The sequence below is a fragment of the Pseudomonas sp. HY13-MNA-CIBAN-0226 genome, assembly GCF_040310305.1.
Taxonomy (GTDB): domain Bacteria; phylum Pseudomonadota; class Gammaproteobacteria; order Pseudomonadales; family Pseudomonadaceae; genus Aquipseudomonas; species Aquipseudomonas gregormendelii.
The window spans coordinates 73370-93132 of the sequence record NZ_JBEOPS010000007.1 but is presented as its reverse complement, the minus strand read 5'-3'; the positions used below and the strand labels follow the sequence as shown (position 1 = coordinate 93132).

The following is a 19763-nucleotide window of genomic DNA, read 5'->3' as shown; positions in this document are numbered from 1 at the left end:
CGAGCAAGCTTTGCTCCCACAGGGTTAGGGGCTTGTTCCTGCTATCTAGTTGCTCTTCACCGCATAATCCGGCTTCTTGTCGTTACCCGAAATGAACGGGCTCCAAGGCTGGGCACGGATCGGGCCTTCGGTCTGCCAGACCACGTTGAACTGACCGTCCGCCTGAATCTCGCCGATCATCACCGGCTTGTGCAGGTGGTGGTTGGTCTTGTCCATGGTCAGCGTGTAGCCGGACGGCGCGGCAAAGGTCTGGCCGGCCAGGGCTTCGCGGACTTTGTCGACGTCGGTGGACTTGGCTTTTTCAGCTGCCTGGGCCCACATGTGAATGCCCACGTAGGTGGCTTCCATAGGGTCGTTGGTGACCGCTTTGTCGGCGCCCGGCAGGTTGTGTTTCTTCGCGTAGGCTTTCCAGTCGGCAACGAATTTCTTGTTCGCCGGGTTTTCCACCGACTCGAAGTAGTTCCAGGCTGCGAGGTTACCCACCAGCGGTTTGGTGTCGATGCCGCGCAGTTCCTCTTCACCGACCGAGAACGCTACGACCGGAACGTCGGTAGCCTTCAGGCCCTGGTTGGCCAGCTCTTTGTAGAACGGCACGTTGGAGTCGCCGTTGACGGTAGAGATCACCGCCGTCTTGCCGCCTGCCGAGAATTTCTTGATGTTGGCAACGATGGTTTGGTAGTCGCTGTGGCCGAACGGGGTGTAGACCTCTTCGATATCCTTGTCCGCCACGCCTTTGGAGTGCAGGAAAGAACGCAGGATCTTGTTGGTGGTGCGCGGGTAGACGTAGTCGGTGCCCAGCAGGAAGTAGCGCTTGGCACTGCCGCCTTCCTCGCTCATCAGGTATTCCACCGCAGGGATCGCCTGCTGGTTCGGCGCTGCGCCGGTGTAGAACACGTTCGGCGACATTTCTTCGCCTTCGTATTGCACCGGGTAGAACAGCAGGCCATTGAGCTCCTCGAATACCGGCAACACTGATTTGCGCGACACCGAAGTCCAGCAACCGAAGACCACGGCGACCTTGTCCTGTGTCAGCAACTGGCGGCCCTTCTCGGCGAACAGCGGCCAGTTCGACGCAGGGTCGACCACTACCGGTTCGAGCATCTTGCCGTTCACGCCGCCCTTGGCGTTGATCTCGTCGATGGTCATCAACGCCATGTCTTTGAGCGAAGTTTCGGAGATTGCCATGGTGCCGGACAGCGAGTGCAGAATCCCGATCTTGATGGTCTCGGCGGCCTGGATAGTCCAGGTCATGCCCATTGCGGCGATGCTTGCCGTGAGTGTGAAAGCCTTGATCAAGCTACGACGCTTCATTGTGCAATCTCCATGAACATTAGATATTTTTCTTGGTTGGCAGATGCGGGCTACTGAAGAGTCTTTAGCAAGGGCTGTGCCTGGTCGGCATAAGGCAGGAAAGTGTCGGTTTAGACAGGGTGCGCGGCTGGGCGGCGCACCAGGAAGGGTCGAGGTCGGGGCGTTGGTGCGCCGGGGTGCGCCACAACAGGGCAGGAGCGCCGCCCCTACCTGTCGGAGCAAGCTCGCTCGCGATGGACGTCAACGATAACGCTGGTTTCTGTCTGACCGCAGCGTCACGACGTTGATCGCAAGCGAGCCCGCTCCTGCAGAGGAAGCCGGATTCAGGAAGTAGAAGCCGATTCAGGCTGCCGGTTGAATCGCGAAAACAGCACACGGTCCAAAACCCAGACAACGACCAACGAGGCCCCCACCAACGGAAATGCCACCGCCAGTGCGAGCATGATGACCATCGCGGTTTTCCATTTCGGCAGGTCGTGGCGCAGCGGTGGCACGCCGAGCTTGCCTTGCGGGCGACGTTTCCACCAAATCACCACGCCACTGACCGCGCTCAGCAGAATCATCAGGCAGATCAGCAGCACGATAATCTGATTGATGACCCCGAACATCTTGCCTTCATGCAACATCACGCCGACTTCCGTGGCGCGGGCGACATTGCCGTAGTCTTCCCAGCGCACATCGGCGAGCACCTTGCCGGTGTATTGATCGACATGCAGGGTGGCATCGTTGCGCGGGTCGTCGGCGAACACGGCGATCGTGAACACACCGGTGTCGGTGGTGGGCAGGGTGATGCTGTAGCCGGGCTCGACCTTGCGTTGTTCGGCGACGTTTTGCACGTCTTGCAGGCTGATGATCGGTGCGGCCGGGCCGGCAGATTTATCGCCGTGGTTCATGTGTTCGGCATGATCGCCGGACATCGGCATCGGCGTGTTTTCCATGGCCCATGGGACAGTCTGGCGAGTGGCGGTATTGAGACTGCGCGCCTCGACGTCGGACTTGGGCATGGCATTCCACATCGCGTCCGGAAAGACGTTCCAGACCCCCGCATATTGCTTGCCCCAGAACCCGGTCCAGGTCATGCCGCTGAGCAACATCACCAGCAGAAAGGTCGCGCCCCAGAAACCGGTGACCGCGTGCAGGTCGCGCCACAGCACTCGGCCGCGGCTGCTCAGGCGCGGCCAGAGGATGCCGGCTGCCTGGCCCCGTGGCCACCAGAGGAAGACGCCGGACACCACCAGCACAATGCCCCAACCGGCGGCCAGTTCGACCAGGCGATCACCCACCGTGCCGATCATCAGCTCGCCGTGAATCGCCCGGGCCACGGCTTGCAGGTTCATCTTGGCGTCTTGCTCGCCGAGGATGTCGCCGTGATAAGGATCGATAAAGACGTTCAGTTCCTGGTCGGCCTGGGTCACCACAAACTGGGCACTGCGTTCGGCATTGACCGGTGGCAGGTACTGCGTGACCTGACCTTGTGGATAGGCAATTTTCACCCGTTTGAGCAGCTCGTCGGCCGGCAGGCTGTGATGGCCGGCCGGGACATTCAGCAGGCTGCCGTACATCAACGGGTCAAGCTGTGGCTTGAACAGGTAGATGACCCCGGTCAGGGCCAGCATGACCATGAATGGCGCGACGAACAGACCGGCGTAGAAATGCCAGCGCCAGGCCAGGTTGTAGAAATTCACTTTGGGCTGTTGCATGGTGGGTGCTCCGCTTGGCGAATCGATTGTCCCGTAAAAAGATCGCAGCCTCGTTTCACTCGACAGCTCCTACAGCGCTCCTACAGGGTGCATGCGATGTAGGCGCTGGCGTAGCCTGCGATCTTTTGACTTTTCTTGTTAGAAACTCATATCAATCTTGGTCCAGAGCGTTCGCCCCGGTTCCTTGATGGCTTGCGGGTCGTTGGCCGGGTAGCCAAAGCCTGCGTTGCCGGCCAGGTTCAGGTGCTCGGCGTAAGCCTTGCCGAACAGGTTGTCCACGCCGGTGCTGACCTTCCAGTGCTGATTGATCCGGTAGGCGCCATTGAGCGAGAACACCCCGAAACCTGCGGTCTTGTCGAAGTCCTTGCCCACCACGTTGCCCTTGTTGCGGTCGATCCGGTCTTGCGCGGCGACCACTCTCCACAGCGCCCCGGCGCTCCAGTTGTCTTCGCTATAAGTCAGGCCGAAACGGGCATCGAGCGGCGGCATTTGCGGCAGTGCGTTGCCGTCGCTGCTGTTCTTGCCCCAGGCATAAGCCAGGGTCGCGTCAGCCTTCCAGTTGTCGGTCAGCTTGTAGGCGGCACCGAGTTCGCCGCCCATGATTCGCGCGTCGATGTTCTGCGCCTGCGAGGTCATTCCCATCATCCCCGGGGTGTAATCGAACAGGATGTAGTCGCGCACCTGGCCGACGTAACCCGAGGCCCAGGCTTCGAGTTCAGCGCTCTTGTACTGCAGGCCGAAATCGAGCTGGGTGGTTTTTTCCGGCTTGATCGAATCAAAGGCGTTGAGCGACCCGCTCGGGCCTGAGTTGGGCGAAAACAGCTCCCAGTAATCCGGGAAGCGCTGGGTGTGACCCAGGCCTGCATAGAGAGTGGTCGGGCTGTCGGCCAAGTCATGCTCGTAGCGGATGAAGCCGCTGGGCAGGGTGTCGGCGCGGGTGTCGTTGGCGGTCGGGTTGGGCCGGATCATCATCCCCGAGCCGGTGGTCTGGCGAAAATCCCTGGCCGAGGCGCGATCCAGGCGGGCGCCGCTGATGAGCCGGTCACTGTCCGTGGCGAACCAGGTCAGCTCGCTGAAGACGCCATAGTTATGGAAATCGGCGTCCTTGGTGAACGGCACGTCCTTGTAGGTATCGATGCCCATGCCGCTGCGCTGGCGGTGTTCATTGGTCTGCGCATCGAGGCCGCTGATCAATTGCACGTCGGCCCAGCGCCAGGTGCCTTTGATGCGCGCACCGAGGGTGCGGCGGTCGACGTTCGAGGCCATGGGACCGGCCATCATCCCGGTGCCGGAAGGCGTGCGCAGCGTGTAGTTGTCCATCACATGGTCGGCGTAGTTGTAGTAGATCTGTGCCTCGACCTTGTCCAGCACCTCGCCGATGTTCGATTTTTCGAAGCGCAGGCCCAGGCTCTCGCGCTTGAACTGGGAACCGTCCATGCCGCGTCCGGCGTACCGCGCTTCACCGTCACCCTTGCCAGCGGTCAGCTCCAGCAAGGTGTCGGCATCCGGCGTCCAGCCCACGGCGACGTCGCCGTTCCACTTGTCGTAGCGCGAGGGCACGGTGTCATTGTTGCCGTCACGGTAGTCGTCGGAGTGGGCCGTGTTGCCGATCACTCGCACATAGCCCAACGGTCCTCCGGCAGCAGCGTCCACCACTTTGTCGAAACGACCGTTGGAACCGGCCAGCAGGCTGGCATTTACCCGCGAACCAAGCTCGCCGAAGTTTTCCGGTTCTCGGTCAAAGAGGACGGTCCCGGCTGATGCGCCGGGGCCCCAGAGCACGGTTTGCGGGCCCTTGATGACTGCGAGCTTGTCGTAGGTTTCCGGCGAAATGTAGGAGGTGGGTGCGTCCATTCGGCCGGGGCAGGCGCCGAGCATCATGCCGCCATTGGTGAGGATATTCAGGCGTGAACCGAACATGCCGCGCAGCACAGGGTCGCCGTTGGTGCCACCATTGCGCACCAGGGCGAAGCCGGGGATGGTCTTGAGGTAGTCACCGCCATCACTGGCCGGCACGGGTTGGCGCGGGTCCTTGGGGTTGGTGACGATGGTCAGCGGTGAACTCTGGGCAATGGCGGTGATGACCGTGGGGCTCAATTCTTCATTGTGCCCGGCGTGTTCATCGGCTTGCGCCAGGGGCATGAGCAAAGCGCCGCAAAGGATCGCGGTGGCGTGACTGACCCGGACGCTGGTCGGGTTCAGGGCGAAAGAAACCTGGGCGGCGCCCAGGCGTGTGTCTGCAGAAAACATGGACATGAAAATTTCCGTCGAACAGTCGTAAACGTCACGGCTGGCAGCCAAAGCATCGAATCAACTGTGGAAGCAGGCGTGCTCGCGAAGAGGAATGTCAGCCACATGGATGTCATCTGGCACAACGCTTTCGCGAGCAGGCCCGCTCCCACAGGAAGCTTTGCTGTCCTATAGCCGTGTGGGTTTGGGCAGATGTTTACGCGGCGGAAGGGGGCGCGCGGGTGCGGGCGCCGGGGAAGAAGGTTGGCCGGGCATGGCCCAGGCGTGTGGCGGGTGTGGTGAAAGTGCTGGTCTTGGGGGCGTCAAAGGCCGCGAAAGAGTGGCCGCCCGTCAGTGCCGGGCAATTGAACAACAGGCTGCAGTAGCCGCATCGTTCCCACAGCGCGTGATGATCGGTTTTCGGCGGGCAATGCTCATCGTCGACCTGCGCGCCATGTTCGGCGTGCACCATCGTCGACATGTCCATGCTCATGCTCGTGGACATGTCCATGGGCATCGGCGCGCGCTGATCCATCGGCATCGACTGGGAAATCAGCGGGCCGATAAAGATCATCAACATGGCGAACAGGCTGACCCAGCTGCCGCGAGTCAGGCGCAATGGCTGACGGCGGGTAGCTGGGAACCTGGCGCTAAGCGGGCGCATGGGCGTGCGGGCTCGGTCGGTTATTGGGCGTGGGCGTGCATTGGCGCGCCATCCGGCGCCTGCTTCTGCACCGTGACGTCGACCGTCACTTCACCGGACTTTTCAAAGTGCATCGTCAGCGGGAACTTCTGGCCGTCTCTCAACAGATCGCGGTCTTTGAGGTCCAGCAGCATGACGTGATAGGCCATGGGGGCGAAGGTGACGATTCCACCGGCCGGGATTGCCACGCTGGGTACCTGCTGCATCTTCATCAGGTCGCCTTGCTGCACGTGCTCATGCAATTGGGCGCTGCCGGCGATCGTCGAGTCGACGCTGACCAACCTGTCTGCGGTGTCGCCTTTGTTGGTGATCACGAAATACGCGGCCACGGTCGGTGCATTGGGTGGCAGCTCCATGGACCAGGGGTGGGCAACTTCAAGTTGCCCGGCCTTGTAATCGTGGGCATTGGCAAAGCAGGCAGGCAACACCAAGGCGGCCAGGACGATGAGTTTGTTCAACATGGCGGTTCTCCAGAACGATTCAAAACGCAGGTCAATTGCGAGAAGGAATCACACCAGAGGGGACGCGCGGGGGTTCAAGGCAGGCCATTGCTGGCGAGGTGTGGGTGTATCCAGGATGCCGACTGCCAGGCTGCGATTGGCCTGGTACTGTGCGAAATACAGCTGCGGCTCATGCCCGGGCAATGCCACCAATGGCGCAGACCCGGAGCAGCACCAGCAATGCTGCATGTTGGAATGATCGTCCCCTGAGGGGGCTTTCTGGTCGACGTCACCCAGTGAAATCGCCACCATCTTCGTGCCGCTGGAAGAGCAGAAACTGCCCCACAACAACTGATCGGCCGGCGATTTAGCCGACTGCGCCAGCGCCCCGCTCATCGGCATGGCGAGCATGTTGAACAGCACTGCAAAGCAGGCGATCCAGGCAATTGCGAGCCGTTGTCGGGACATGGGGAAATCCGGTGGATGGGCGATCAGGCGCGGCTATTTAGCCTGATCAGTGCCGATAAGTAAAAAGTCCGCCTGCGGTGTGGTGTCGCAGCAGTCAGGGCGCATTGGCATGCAAGCGCAGGCCCAAGGCTTTCATAACCTTCATGATAGTCGCGAATTCCAGATTGCCAGCGCTGCTCAATGCCGAACTATAAGATTGACGCGATAGGCTGGATATACGGCTTATTCCGAAAAACCCGGTCGACAAAGCCTCGAGTTTCGAAAGAATGTCGGGGACATCTACGACGACAGGGCCCCCAACACCTGCATCACCGACTCAAATTCCCTGTCCACCACCGGCAACACCGGTCTTTTCAACACCAGCACCGGCACCCCACGCTCCCGCGCCACTTCCAGCTTCGGCTCGGTGGCGGTGCTGCCGCTGTTCTTGCTGATCAGCACGTCGATCTGCCGGCGCTCGAACAGGTGGCGTTCGTCGTCGATCAGGAAGGGCCCGCGGGCGCCGATCACTTCGCAGCGTTCGTTGCCGGGGTAGACGTCCAGTGCACGCAGCGTCCAGAACTGTTCGGGCGGGATTTCGTGCAGGTGTTGCAAAGGCTCGCGGCCGAGGGTGAACAGTGGGCGTCTGAAGGGTTGCAGGGCGCTGATCAGATCTGCCCAGTCCTTCACTTCTCGCCAGTCATCACCGGCCTGGGCCTGCCATGCCGGGCGCCTGAGGGCCCAGCAGGGTATGCCGCTGATGCGCGCAGCAGTGGCGGCGTTCTGGCTGATTTGGGCTGCGTAGGGATGGGTGGCGTCCAGCAGCAGGTCGATGCCTTGATCGCCGATGAACTGCGCCAGGCCATCCGCACCGCCATAGCCACCGACGCGCACCTGGCATGACAGATCCGTGGGCACGCGGCCTACGCCGGCCAGGCTGTAAATGTGTGGCGGTGCCAGGGTTCGAGCAATGGCCAATGCTTCAGTGACGCCGCCCAGCAACAGGATGCGTTTCATTGGAAGGCTCCCGCGTGGCCGACCACGCCGCCCTGGCGGTCGATGGCGAACACTTCGACCTGCACCTGGGCCGGCACCACGCTGCGGGCAAAATCCAGTGCGTGCTGGCACACAAGATCACCGAGGGCGATCCCGGCTGCGCTGGCCATGGCCAGGGCTTGCTGGCTGGTATTGGCCTCGCGGATCGCCTGTTGCAAGGCCTCGTCGGCGCCGATGGCGGCGGCCCAGTCAGCCAATTGCGCCAGGTCGATGCTTGAGTGCCGGCTGTGCAGGTCCATGTGCCCGGCGGCCAGCTTGCTGATTTTGCCAAACCCACCGCACAGGCTCAGTTTATCCACAGGCACCCGGCGCAGGTGCTTGAGCACAGCACCGACGAAGTCGCCCATTTCGATCAGGGCGATTTCCGGCAAGTCGTAGACCCGGCGCATGGTGTCTTCGCTGGCGTTGCCGGTGCACGCGGCAATGTGCAGGTAGCCGTTGGTCTTGGCGACGTCGATGCCCTGATGAATAGAGGCAATGTACGCGGCGCAGGAGAACGGCCGGACGATACCGCTGGTGCCGAGAATCGACAGCCCGCCGAGAATCCCCAGCCGCGGGTTCATGGTCTTTAATGCCAGCGCCTCGCCGCCCTCGACATTGACCGTGACCTCGAACCCACCGCCGTAACCCAATTCGGCGGCCAGTTGGGTCAGGTGATCGCTGATCATCTTGCGCGGCACCGGGTTGATTGCCGGCTCGCCCACACCCAGGACCAGCCCCGGGCGTGTGACGGTGCCAACGCCACGGCCAGCCCTGAAACGTACGCCTGGGTCGGCGTCCAGGCGCACCCCTGAATAGAGCAGGGCGCCGTGGGTGACGTCCGGATCGTCACCGGCATCCTTGATAGTGCCGGCCTCCGCGCCGTCTTCGGTCAAACGGCAGAACTCCAGGCGCATCTGCACCTGCTTGCCCTTGGGCAGCACAATATCCACAGCGTCCGCACCCAGGCCGCCGAGTAGCAACCGGGCGGCCGCGAGGCTGGTAGCGGTGGCGCAGCTGCCGGTGGTCAGGCCGCTGCGCAGGGGGGCGGGTTGTTCCGCGGTTTCATCACGCATCGAAGGGTTTGACCACGTCCAGCAGGGTAATCGGCAGCGCCTGGCGCCAGGTGTCGAAGTCACCCAGGGGTTGCGCCTGGGCGATGTGAATTCGCGTGAGCTCGCCGCCGTGCTGCTCGCGCCACGCCATCAGGGTCGTTTCGCTCTGCAGCGTAACTGCGTTGGCCACCAGGCGGCCGCCGGGCTTGAGCGCTGCCCAGCAGGTGTCCAGCACGCCTTCGCGGGTGACGCCGCCGCCGATGAAAATGGCGTCGGGGCGCTCAAGCCCATCCAGCGCCTGCGGCGCGCTGCCGCGAATCAGCTGCAAGCCGGGCACGCCGAGGGCATCGCGATTATGTTCAATCAACAGTTGGCGCCCTGCGTCAGCCTCGACCGCCAGTGCGCGGCAACTCGGGTGCGCACGCATCCACTCGATCCCGATCGAACCACTGCCAGCGCCGACGTCCCACAGCAGTTCGCCCGGCACCGGCGCCAGGCGAGCGAGGGTGATCGCCCGCACGTCACGCTTGGTCAGCTGACCATCATGCTTGAAGGCGCTGTCCGGCAAACCGGCTAACCGCGACAGGCGCGGTGCGTCGGCTTCTGCGAAGCATTCAATGGCAACCAGGTTGAGATCGGCGATGACCGGATTGCTCCAGTCATTGGCCACTGCGTTGATGCGGCGTTCGGCGTCACCGCCCAGGTGCTCAAGCACGCTCAGGCGACTCGGGCCGAACCCGCGCTCGCGCAACAACGCGGCAATGGCACCAGGGCTCTGGCCGTCATTGCTGAGTACCAGCAGGCGCGTGCCGTTGAACAGATGTGCGTTGAGCGCAGCGACCGGCCGGGCGACGACGGACAGGGTGACGACGTCCTGCAGCGCCCAGCCCATTCGCGCAGCGGCCAGGGAGCAAGAGGACGGCGCCGGCAGGATCAGCATTTCGTCAGTGGACAGTTGCCGGGTGAGGCTGGCCCCGACGCCGAAGAACATCGGGTCGCCGCTGGCCAGTACGCAAACCGGTTCGCCGCGCAGGGCCAGCAGTGAATCCAGCGAGAACGGGCTCGGCCATTGACGACGTTCGCCGACGATACACAGGGGCAACAGTTCGAGCTGGCGCGGGCTGCCGAAGATCCGCGATGCAGACAGCAGGGCGCGTCGGGCATTCTTGCCAAGGCCCTTGAAGCCGTCTTCACCGATACCTACCACCGTCAGCCAAGGGGTCATGCCGTTCCTCTTTTATCAAGCCAAGCACATCATCACCGCAACCCGGGCCTGAGTTGCCCGTGCGGCCGTCCATTATAGCCCGGCGTAGCCTGTGACCGGTTGTCCTTATCAGTCGCCGGGATGAGGGCCTGGCGCTTCACTGTCGGTGTTTTTGCAACTCGAAAGCTCCTCGCGTTTCGTCGTCAAAACGTACGGGCTTTTCATCCTGCGGGGCAAAGCAGGCATAATGCCGAGCTTAATTCCCTTGCCGGCTAACCCGTGAAATCACGACCGACCTCCAGTCCCTTGCGTCCTTCGGCTTGCCCGGGATTGCTGCGTGTCGTTCAGGCGCTGGACGGGGGGATTTGCCGGATCAAACTCGATGGCGGTTCCATCCGCAGCGCTCAGGCCAAGGCTGTTGCCCAGGCCGCGCAGCGGTATGCCGATGGGGTCATGGAAGCGACCAACAGGGCCAATCTGCAGATTCGCGGCATTGGCGGGCAGGAAACCGCACTGATCGACAGCTTGCTGGCTGCCGGGTTGGGGCCTGCCACCGCCGCTGGCGACGACGTGCGCAATGTGATGCTTAGCCCTGGCGCCGGTATCGATCGAAAAATGCTGCTCGACACCCGTCCACTGGCCCGGCAAATACTCGACAGCCTGCAAACCCATGAACGCTTCCATGCCCTGTCGGCCAAGTTCGCCCTGCAACTGGACGGCGGTGAGGCGCTGGCCATGCTCGAGCATCCTCACGACCTGTGGCTGAGCGCGGCTGACCGGGCGGGAGAAGTGGTGCTGGCGTTCGGTTTTGCCGGCTGCCCCACAGACTTGCCGGCGGCCGCGGTACAGCTGCAGAACGCCCATGCGCTGGTGATCGCCGTCCTGGATCTGTTCCTTGAGCTTGCTCGGCCGGACCAGACCCGTATGCGCCATGTGCTGGCCGAACGGTCACCAGAGCTGTTGCTGCAGATGCTGGCCACTCGGGTGCCGCTACTGGGCGTGACTGAGTGGCAGCGCCCGGCGGCGGGAGCGAAATTGCACCTGGGCACTGTTGCCCAGCGCCATGAAGGCCTTGTGTATGTTGGCGTCGCACCGCCGCTCGGGCGGCTGGATCCGTCGATGCTCAAGGGCGCCGCGGACCTGGCTGAGCAGTTCGGCGACGCCAGCCTGCGCCTGACGCCCTGGCAAAGCCTGCTGCTGCCCAACATCCGCCAGGAGGATGCGCCCTGGGTCACCCGGCAATTGCAGGCCCTGGGTTTCCTGGTCGACGCCAATGAGCCGTTGACCGATCTGGTGGCCTGCACCGGTTCTTGCGGCTGCGCCAAAGGGTTGTCGGATACCAAGGGCGATGCCCGGCTGTTGGGGGCGCTGCAGCCAGGCCCGCGCGGGCAACAGGTTCACCTGACAGGTTGCCCACGCTCCTGCGCCTGCGCGCACCCTGCCCCCGTGACGCTGCTGGCGACCAGTGCGGGTCACTACGATGTTTATTTTCGCGATGCAGCACTGCCGGGTTTCGGCGCGCTGCAAGCACGCAATCTCACTATTGAAGCGGCGCGTGCATTGCTTGATGCCCGCCCACGGAGCCCCCTTGATGCTTGATTACATCCGCGACGGTCAGGAGATCTATCGCAACTCCTTCGCGATCATTCGCGCCGAGGCCAACCTCGACCGGATCCCGGCTGACCTGGAAAAACTCGCGGTTCGGGTAATCCACGCCTGCGGCATGGTCGGGGCCATTGACGGCTTGCAGTATTCCGAAGGGGCGGGCAAGGCGGGGCGTGAGGCTCTGATGGCCGGGGCGCCGATTCTCTGTGATGCGCGGATGGTGTCCGAAGGCGTGACCCGCGCGCGCTTGCCGGCCAACAATCAGGTGATCTGTACGTTGCGCGACGACAGCGTGCCAGAGCTGGCGCGTGAGTTGGGCAACACCCGTTCCGCTGCTGCGCTCGAGTTGTGGCGCCCGCATCTGGAAGGCAGCGTGGTCGTCATCGGTAACGCGCCGACGGCCTTGTTCTACTTGCTGGAAATGCTCGATGCCGGCGCGCCGAAACCGGCGCTGATTCTGGGCTTTCCGGTAGGTTTCGTGGGCGCAGCCGAATCCAAGGCAGCGCTTGCCGCCGACAGCCGAGGCGTACCGTTCGTGATCATGCAAGGGCGGCTGGGAGGCAGCGCCATGGCTGCCGCCGCCGTCAATGCCCTGGCTACGGAGATCGAATGATGCAGCCATCTGGACGTTTGATTGGCCTGGGCGTCGGCCCGGGTGATCCGGAACTGATCACGGTCAAAGCCCTGCGCCTGTTACGCGAATCGCCTGTGGTCGCGTACTTCGTCGCCAAGGGCAAGAAGGGCAATGCGTTCGGTATCATTGAGGCGCACCTGCAGGATGCACAAACACTGCTGCCGCTGGTGTACCCGGTGACCACCGAAGCATTGCCGGCACCGTTGTCCTATGAGCAAGTGATCAGCGACTTCTACGACACCGCTGCGCAAGAGTTGGCCGAGCACCTGGATGCCGGGCGAGATGTGGCGGTGATCTGTGAAGGCGACCCGTTCTTCTACGGTTCGTACATGTACCTGCACGACCGCCTGGCCGAGCGCTACGAAGCCGAAGTGGTGCCGGGTGTCTGCTCGATGCTGGGAGGCGCGTCGGTACTCGGTGCCCCTCTGGTCTATCGAAATCAGAGTCTGTCGGTGTTGTCCGGCGTGTTGCCCCGTGAAGATCTCAAGCGCCGCCTGGCCGACGCTGACGCGGCAGTGATCATGAAACTGGGGCGCAACTTTCCCAAGGTTCGAGAAGTACTGGGCGAGCTGGGCCTCGCAGAGCGGGCGCTGTACGTTGAGCGCGCCACCATGGCTAACCAGAAGATAGTACCGCTGGATCAGGTCGAGCCGATGTCTTCGCCGTACTTCTCATTGATCATCGTTCCGGGTGAAAGGTGGCAGGGCTGATGAGTCGATCCGTTCCTGCAATCGTCATTCTAGGTAATGGCAGCCTCGCGACTGCACGCCTGATTCAGCGATCCCTGCCCGGCGCCCTGATCTACGGACTGTCCTCAAGGGTCGAGGGCGCAGACGTCGTATATCAGGAGTTCGGCGCTACCCTGCGCGAACTCTACACGACGAACACACCGATCATTGCACTGTGCGCCGCCGGTATCGTGATCCGTACGCTGGCGCCGCTGCTCCTGGAAAAAGGCGTGGAACCGCCGGTACTGGTCGTGGCTGAAGACGCCAGCGCCGTGGTGCCGCTGTTGGGTGGCCTGGGCGGTGTCAACGTATTGGCCCGCGAAATTGCTGAAAGCCTGGGGATCGCGCCGGCCATCACTACCAGCGGCGAACTGCGCTTTGGTACCTGTTTGCTGAACCCGCCCAGCGGCTACGCCTTGGGCGATCTGGAGCTCGGTAAACGCTTTGTTTCCGATTTGCTCGGCGGTGAGCCGGTTCGAATTGAAGGCGATGCGCCGTGGCTGGCGCAAGCGCAGTTGGCCCAGGATCAGCAGGCGCGTCTGGCCATTCATGTCGGGAGTACCGAGCGCGAGCCATCCGCCAATGAGCTGCTGATTTATCCCAAGAGCGTGCTGGTGCTGGTGAACGAAGAGGTGGCAGACCTGGCCGATGCCATTCGCAAGCGCCTGCACAACGCGAACATTGCCGTGCACTCGCTGGCCTGTTTGTTGGCCAGTGAACAGCAGATGGCCAGCCAGGCGCTTCGTGACGCCGCCGTCGAACTCAATGTGCCACTGCGGTTTTCCAGGGCGGACACTGTTTGCGAGCAGTTGGCCGAGCTAACGTCGCCACCGCTGACCGTCCATGGCGATAACGGGATCACGGTTGCCGTCGCCGAACACCCGTTGGACCCCTCGCGCATTGGTCGTGCACGGGGGCGCCTGGCCGTCATCGGGCTTGGCCCGGGCGCTGCGGATTTGATGGTGCCTGCAGTGAAGCTGGAATTGACCCGCGCCAATGATGTTCTAGGTTATGAAACCTATGTGCGCATGGCGGGGCCGTTCCGCGCCGATCAAGTGCTGCACTGCACCGACAACCGTGAGGAAATGCAGCGAGCGCGACATGCCTTTGAGTTGGCGGCGCAAGGTCGCAGCGTGGTCGTGGTGTCTTCTGGTGACCCAGGGGTATTTGCGATGGCCGCGGCGGTGCTTGAAGCGCTGCATGAATCCCGTGATCCCGCATGGCACAGCGTTGACCTGGAAATTCTTCCCGGCGTTTCAGCGTCACTGGCTACCGCTGCCCAGGCAGGTGCTCCGCTGGGGCATGACTTCTGTGTACTGTCGCTGTCGGACAATCTCAAACCATGGGAAATCATCGAGAAGCGCCTGGCGCTGACCGCTCAAGCCGACCTGGCCATGGCATTTTACAACCCGATTTCACGATCACGCCCCTGGCAGCTGGGGCGCGCCCTTGAGATCGTGGCGCAGTACCGCATTGCCGAGACGCCGGTCGTGCTGGGGCGAGATATCGGGCGGCCCGGTCAAACGTTACGGGTGACTACCCTGGGGCAGTTGACTGCGGATCAGGTTGATATGCGAACAATGGTATTGATTGGTTCTTCGACGACTCGCGTGTTCCCTCGAGCCCAGGGTTTGTCATGGGTGTATACGCCGCGCAGTTACGGAGACAAGCTGGTCGAAATCAAGTAATCGCCAGGTTTTGAGGGGGCCTGTGTTCAGGGCACCAGGTACCCTCGGATCCCGGTAAAGATGATTTGCGCCGCCAGCGCACACACGAACAACCCCATCAAGCGGCTGACAATCTGCAGCCCCTGGTCGCCCAGGATTCTCTCGATGCGGTTCGACAGGAAAAGCACCACGCCCACAGTGAAACTGGCCAGGGCGATACTGACGATTGCCGTCAGCTTGTCGTCCCAATGCGGCTGGCTGACGCCCATGACCAACAGCGCGCCGATAGTCCCGGGGCCGACCGTCAGGGGAATGGTGAGCGGGACGATGGTCACGTCCTGTTGCACGTTGTCAGTCTGCACCACCGATTTGCCCTGCGCCATGCCCAATGCCGAGATGAACAGCACGCTGCCGGCGCCGATGCGAAAGGCATCCACCGTGATGCCGAACACATCGAAAATCACCCGGCCGAACAAGTACAGCAGCACACTCGAAACCAGCGTGGCGGTCGCCACTTTCCAGGCCAGGCGGCGTTGTTCTTTTCGCGAGTAGCCGCGCGTCAGGCTGATGAAGCAGGACAGTACGAAGAACGGGCTGTAGAGCACCAGCATCTTCAGGTACACACTGAACAACACATGGAGCATGGTGCGAGCTCACTGCAGGGAAAAGTCGAAGGGAAGTCTAACAGGCGTTGCAGTGTCTGTCGGCTCAGCTGGATTGCGTCGCCGCGCGGTTCTGTTCATCTCGCTGGGCGACCCAGTGCTCGATCAGTTCGCGCAATTGGGAGAGCTCCACCGGCTTGGCCATGTGTCCATCCATGCCGGCCTGGCGAGCCCGCTCCTTGTGTTCGGCCAGTATGTGCGCCGTCAGGGCGACCACAGGGGTGCGCACGCGCTGGTTGCCGACTTCCCAGGCGCGTAGTTGCTGGGTGGCGGAGAAACCGTCGAGAATCGGCATTTCGCAGTCCATCAGCACCAGGTCATACCGCTGGGCCTTCATGGCCTGAAGCGCTTCTTCGCCATTGCTGGCGGTGTCGGGCTGCAGATTGAGTTTGCCCAGCATTCCGCGAATCACCTTGGTGGAAATGCTGTTGTCCTCGGCCACCAGGATACGGAAATCCCCCGGCACCTTGACCGGCAGGGTCGGCCCCGTTGGTAACGGGTAGGGGGTCGCCAGGCCTTTGTTACGCTGGTTAAGTTCGTCGGCCAGGGTGGTCTTGAGCGTATAGCCGGCTACCGGCTTGGCGAGGATGCGCTTGATCCCGGAATTGCGCGCGATAATCTTGCTGGGCGCGTTGCTGATGCCGGTCAGCATGATCAGCAGGATGTCGTGGTTGAGGCTCGGGTCTTCCTTGATCTTTGCCGCCAGTTGCATGCCGGTCATGCCAGGCATGTTCTGGTCCAGCAGCACTACATCGAAATAATCCCGCAGGTGCGCCTTGGTGCGCAACAGTGCCAGCGCTTCCTTGCCGGACGGCACCGCACTGACGTTCAGGCCCCAGGCGGTGCATTGTTGCACCAGTACCTTGCGGCACGTGTCGTTGTCGTCGACGACCAGCACCCGCGCACCCTGAAGAGGGCCATCGAGATCGGAGGTGGGGTGTTCCAGGCGATCTGGATCCAGCGGCAAGGTCAGCCACAAGGTGCTGCCCTGGCTGTTGCCGCTCTTGATGCCGAACTCGCCATGCATCAGCCGGATCAGTTGACGGGCGATCACCAGACCCAGGTTGCCCCCCACACGGTTGGCCGACAGGAAATGCTTGCTGTGGAGTTCGGCGTGCATCAGCGCGTCGCGCTCCTCGGCGTCCATCGGCTCGCCACTGTCCTGCACGGCAATGCGCAACCGCGGTTTGGCGCTGCGTTCATCCAATGCCACAACGATCAGGATTTCGCCTTCGTCGGTTTTTTTCAGGGCGTTTTCCAGCAAGCTCAGCAGGGTCTGGCGCAGGCGCGTCGGGTCACCGCTGATGACCCGCGGGACTTGCGGCTGGATAAAGCTGATCAGCTCGACGTTCTGTTGCTCGGCCTTGGCGCGGAAGATGCTCAGGCAGTCCTCGATCAGCGCGTTGAGGTCGAACTGCACATCGTCCAGTTCAATCTGCCCGGATTCGAGTTTGGAGATGTCGAGAATCTCGTTGATCAGTGTGAGCAGTTCGTTGCCGGCGCTGTGGATTGTCTGGACGTAGTCGCGTTGTTTGACTGAAAGCGGGGTGCCCAGCAGCAGTTCGGTCATGCCCAGTACACCATTCATGGGCGTACGGATTTCGTGACTGATCTTGGCGAGGAACTCGGCCTTGGCATTGATCTCGGCATTGCTGGCAGCCAGGTCGCGGCTGATGCTGAAACGGCTTTCGGTGATGCTGCGCTGGCGCTCGCTCAGGGCGATGCTCATCAACAGGCCACTGAGGCAGATGAACGCCAGCAGCGTGGTGATAAGGCCCTGGGGTTCCACCAGTGTCAGCCCCAGCAGTGCCGGGAGGATGATCAAGGTGCCGAGGTTGAACGCCACCATGGCCACCACGAAAAAGCGCGCCGGGCGATAGCCTTTTTGCAGGTGCCAGGCCCCGGCGAACAACATGCTCAGGCCGGCGAGGGCGACCAGCCCATAGGTAATGATGTTCAGCGGCAGCGTGTTGACGAACAACAGCAACAGGCCGCAGGCGATGATGAACAGCATTTCCCCCTGTAGCAGTTTATTGAGCGGGTGCGAGCCCAGGGGGGCAAAAAAGCGATAGGCAAACATCAGTCCGCAGGGCGCGGTCAGCAGCAGGGCCAGATACGCTCCGGGCGTCTGGATGGCGTGCCAGGCTGGCAACCAGGGGCCGGCAAGATTCAGCAACAGGGCCAGGCTGAGCATCAACAAGGCCTCGCACCCGGCCAGCCAAAGACTGCTGCGTGATCGCGTGTAGGCGTAACGGATGAGGTTGTGCAGGATCAGCATGGCGATGCAACCGAACAGCAGGCCGTAGATCAGTGTCTGGGTCTGGTTGGCGGCGGTGCTGATAGCCGATTGCAGGGTGATGTAGGGGCGCATCTGGTGATCGGAAACCAGGCGCAGGTAGACATCCAGGGTGTTATTGCTTTGTGGCAGCGGCAACAGGACATCACTGCCAGCCATTCGCCTCTCAGCTTGCGGCTGATCGGCGCCGGCCTGGGTCTGGTCGATGAGCTTGTCGCCGTCCAGCACGTAGAGTTTGAGGTTTTCGAGGTCCGGAGCGAATATCTTCAGCACCTGCTCGTGTTTGCCGGGGGCCAGCCTGAAGCGTAGCCAGAGCGCGCCACCGGGCTCGGCCGCCGTCAGGCGTTCAAGTTCGATAGGGCTGAATTGATTGGTATAACGGGCGGAACGGATGTCGCTCAACTGCAGGTTGCCCTGCTCGTCGAGCAATACGGCCCAGCCACTGCCTTGCGCGGCCTGGGCCGGGAGCATGCAGAGCAAGGTCAGCAGAGTGACGGTGAGACTTACGGCAATCCTGAGCCAGCGCACGGCGAAATCCCTTCGTAGGTTGATGCCAGAATATAACTATGCGCGGCGCCGGAATAGTCCGGCAAGGGCTTGAGGCCCTTGCCCGACCGAATGGATCGACTATTCCTGATTTTCGCCACGCTCACGGGCAATGGCGCGGTAGCCGATGTCCTTGCGATAGAAGCAGCCTTCCCAATCGATTTTGGCTGCCAGCTGGTAAGCCTGCTGTTGAGCCGCATCGACACTGGCGCCCATGGCGGTCGCACAGAGCACTCGACCACCGGCGGTGACCACTTGTCCATCCTTGAGCGCGGTACCGGCGTGGAAGACCTTGCCTTCCAGTGCTGCGGCAGCGTCCAGGCCATTGATGGCCACGCCTTTGGCGTAATCACCAGGATAGCCGCCCGCTGCCAGCACGATGCCGACGCTCGGACGTGGATCCCACTGTGCTTCGACCTTGTCCAGCGCTTGCGCCAGGGCGGCTTCGACCAGCAACACCAGGCTCGACTGCAGGCGCAGCATGACCGGCTGGGTCTCAGGGTCGCCGAAACGGCAGTTGAATTCGATGACTTTAGGGTTGCCGGCTTTGTCTATCATCAGGCCGGCGTACAGGAAGCCCGTGTAAACGTTGCCTTCATCGGCCATGCCGCGAACGGTCGGCCAGATCACCAGATCCATTACGCGTTGGTGCACTTCGCTGGTGACCACCGGGGCAGGGGAGTAGGCACCCATGCCGCCTGTGTTCGGGCCGGTATCGCCATCGCCGACGCGTTTGTGGTCCTGGCTGGTGGCCATTGGCAGTACGTTCTTGCCGTCAACCATGACGATGAAGCTGGCTTCTTCACCGTCCAGGAACTCTTCGATGACTACGCGGGAGCCAGCGTCGCCGAAGGCATTGCCAGCGAGCATGTCGCGTACGGCGTCCTCGGCTTCGGCCAGGGTCATGGCGACGATCACGCCTTTACCGGCCGCCAGGCCGTCGGCCTTGATGACGATCGGCGCACCTTTTTCACGCAGGTAAGCCAGGGCAGGCTCGATCTCGGTGAAGTTCTGATAGTCGGCTGTCGGGATCTTGTGGCGAGCCAGGAAGTCCTTGGTGAACGCCTTGGAGCCTTCCAGCTGGGCTGCGCCAGCGGTCGGGCCGAAGCAGTCGAGGCCGCGTGTGCGGAACAGATCGACCACACCGGCCACCAGTGGCACTTCCGGGCCTACGATAGTCAGTGAGACATTTTTCTCGGCGAAGTCGGCAAGCTGTTCAAGGGCCAGCACATCGATCGCAACGTTTTCGCACTTGGCTTCAATCGCGGTGCCGGCGTTGCCAGGCGCAACAAAAACCTTCTGCACGCGCGGATCCTGAGCCACTTTCCAGGCCAGGGCGTGTTCACGGCCACCGCTGCCAATGATCAAAACATTCATTTCAAAAACCTCGGATGAAGCTAATTCTGTTTTAGAACCTGAAGCGCTTCGCGCTGCAGGAGGTCGCAATGAAGCCGGTAGATGCAAGGCGGAGGCTACCTTGATGAGCGGAGTTGCCTTTTGG

The 19763-nt window shown here is 62.2% G+C and carries 17 protein-coding genes; 4 read left to right on the top strand and 13 right to left on the bottom strand.

Features of this window, described 5'->3' with window-relative positions:
* Nucleotides 1–45: 45 nt before the first annotated feature.
* The 10 genes from urtA to AAEZ05_RS09545 all read right to left on the bottom strand — a co-directional run bounded on the left by urtA (nt 46) and on the right by AAEZ05_RS09545 (nt 10145).
* Nucleotides 46–1311: an urea ABC transporter substrate-binding protein gene (gene urtA, locus AAEZ05_RS09590; protein WP_205891988.1), complete on the bottom strand. Its 1266-nt coding sequence runs from the start codon at nt 1309–1311 to the stop codon at nt 46–48.
* Nucleotides 1312–1634: 323 nt separating this feature from the next.
* Complete coding sequence (locus AAEZ05_RS09585) at nt 1635–3011, bottom strand: PepSY-associated TM helix domain-containing protein (RefSeq protein WP_205891987.1); 1377 nt, start codon at nt 3009–3011, stop codon at nt 1635–1637.
* A gap of 138 nt (nt 3012–3149) precedes the next feature.
* On the bottom strand, nt 3150–5267 hold the full coding sequence (locus tag AAEZ05_RS09580) for a TonB-dependent copper receptor (protein ID WP_350647035.1): 2118 nt from the start codon (nt 5265–5267) through the stop codon (nt 3150–3152).
* A gap of 190 nt (nt 5268–5457) precedes the next feature.
* Nucleotides 5458–5904 (bottom strand): DUF2946 domain-containing protein, encoded by a 447-nt coding sequence (locus AAEZ05_RS09575; RefSeq protein ID WP_350647033.1) that lies wholly within the window; start codon nt 5902–5904, stop codon nt 5458–5460.
* 20 nt (nt 5905–5924) lie between these two features.
* The gene (locus AAEZ05_RS09570; protein ID WP_350647031.1) at nt 5925–6404 is read right to left on the bottom strand and encodes a copper chaperone PCu(A)C; all 480 of its coding nucleotides are present in this window, start codon (nt 6402–6404) and stop codon (nt 5925–5927) included.
* Between the two features lie 48 nt (nt 6405–6452).
* Nucleotides 6453–6851, bottom strand: a complete 399-nt coding sequence (locus AAEZ05_RS09565; RefSeq protein WP_045060347.1) for a DUF2946 domain-containing protein — start codon at nt 6849–6851, stop codon at nt 6453–6455.
* A 94-nt stretch (nt 6852–6945) separates the two neighbouring features.
* Nucleotides 6946–7098, bottom strand: coding sequence for a helix-turn-helix domain-containing protein (locus tag AAEZ05_RS09560; RefSeq protein WP_414704638.1), 153 nt, complete (start codon nt 7096–7098; stop codon nt 6946–6948).
* Between the two features lie 32 nt (nt 7099–7130).
* Complete coding sequence (locus AAEZ05_RS09555; protein WP_045060346.1) at nt 7131–7847, bottom strand: cobalt-precorrin-6A reductase; 717 nt, start codon at nt 7845–7847, stop codon at nt 7131–7133.
* Complete coding sequence (locus tag AAEZ05_RS09550) at nt 7844–8941, bottom strand: cobalt-precorrin-5B (C(1))-methyltransferase (protein WP_350600560.1); 1098 nt, start codon at nt 8939–8941, stop codon at nt 7844–7846. The genes AAEZ05_RS09555 and AAEZ05_RS09550 overlap by 4 nt, the downstream gene beginning before the upstream one ends.
* Nucleotides 8934–10145, bottom strand: coding sequence for a bifunctional cobalt-precorrin-7 (C(5))-methyltransferase/cobalt-precorrin-6B (C(15))-methyltransferase (locus tag AAEZ05_RS09545; RefSeq protein ID WP_045060344.1), 1212 nt, complete (start codon nt 10143–10145; stop codon nt 8934–8936). The genes AAEZ05_RS09550 and AAEZ05_RS09545 overlap by 8 nt, the downstream gene beginning before the upstream one ends.
* A gap of 258 nt (nt 10146–10403) precedes the next feature.
* On the opposite strand from AAEZ05_RS09545, the gene cobG reads away from it, so the two are divergent.
* From cobG to cobJ, 4 genes are read left to right on the top strand one after another with little or no spacing between them, the layout of a single operon-like run.
* Nucleotides 10404–11723, top strand: a complete 1320-nt coding sequence (gene cobG, locus AAEZ05_RS09540) for a precorrin-3B synthase (protein ID WP_205891980.1) — start codon at nt 10404–10406, stop codon at nt 11721–11723.
* Nucleotides 11716–12342, top strand: a complete 627-nt coding sequence (locus AAEZ05_RS09535) for a precorrin-8X methylmutase (RefSeq protein WP_205891979.1) — start codon at nt 11716–11718, stop codon at nt 12340–12342. The genes cobG and AAEZ05_RS09535 overlap by 8 nt, the downstream gene beginning before the upstream one ends.
* Complete coding sequence (locus tag AAEZ05_RS09530) at nt 12339–13073, top strand: precorrin-2 C(20)-methyltransferase (protein WP_045060341.1); 735 nt, start codon at nt 12339–12341, stop codon at nt 13071–13073. Before AAEZ05_RS09535 ends, AAEZ05_RS09530 begins: the two co-directional genes overlap by 4 nt.
* Nucleotides 13073–14779, top strand: a complete 1707-nt coding sequence (cobJ, locus tag AAEZ05_RS09525; RefSeq protein ID WP_350647027.1) for a precorrin-3B C(17)-methyltransferase — start codon at nt 13073–13075, stop codon at nt 14777–14779. The genes AAEZ05_RS09530 and cobJ overlap by 1 nt, the downstream gene beginning before the upstream one ends.
* A 26-nt stretch (nt 14780–14805) precedes the next feature.
* Here cobJ and tspR read toward each other — a convergent pair whose 3' ends face one another.
* From tspR to purD, 3 genes are all read right to left on the bottom strand, one after another.
* Nucleotides 14806–15402 carry a type III secretion system genes modulator TspR gene (gene tspR, locus AAEZ05_RS09520; RefSeq protein WP_045060339.1) on the bottom strand — a complete coding sequence of 199 codons (597 nt, stop codon included), beginning with the start codon at nt 15400–15402 and terminating at the stop codon, nt 14806–14808.
* A 64-nt stretch (nt 15403–15466) separates the two neighbouring features.
* Nucleotides 15467–18244, bottom strand: coding sequence for a hybrid sensor histidine kinase/response regulator (locus tag AAEZ05_RS09515; RefSeq protein WP_045060338.1), 2778 nt, complete (start codon nt 18242–18244; stop codon nt 15467–15469).
* Between the two features lie 99 nt (nt 18245–18343).
* Nucleotides 18344–19639: a phosphoribosylamine--glycine ligase gene (gene purD / locus AAEZ05_RS09510; RefSeq protein ID WP_045060337.1), complete on the bottom strand. Its 1296-nt coding sequence runs from the start codon at nt 19637–19639 to the stop codon at nt 18344–18346.
* Between the last annotated feature and the right edge of the window lie 124 nt (nt 19640–19763).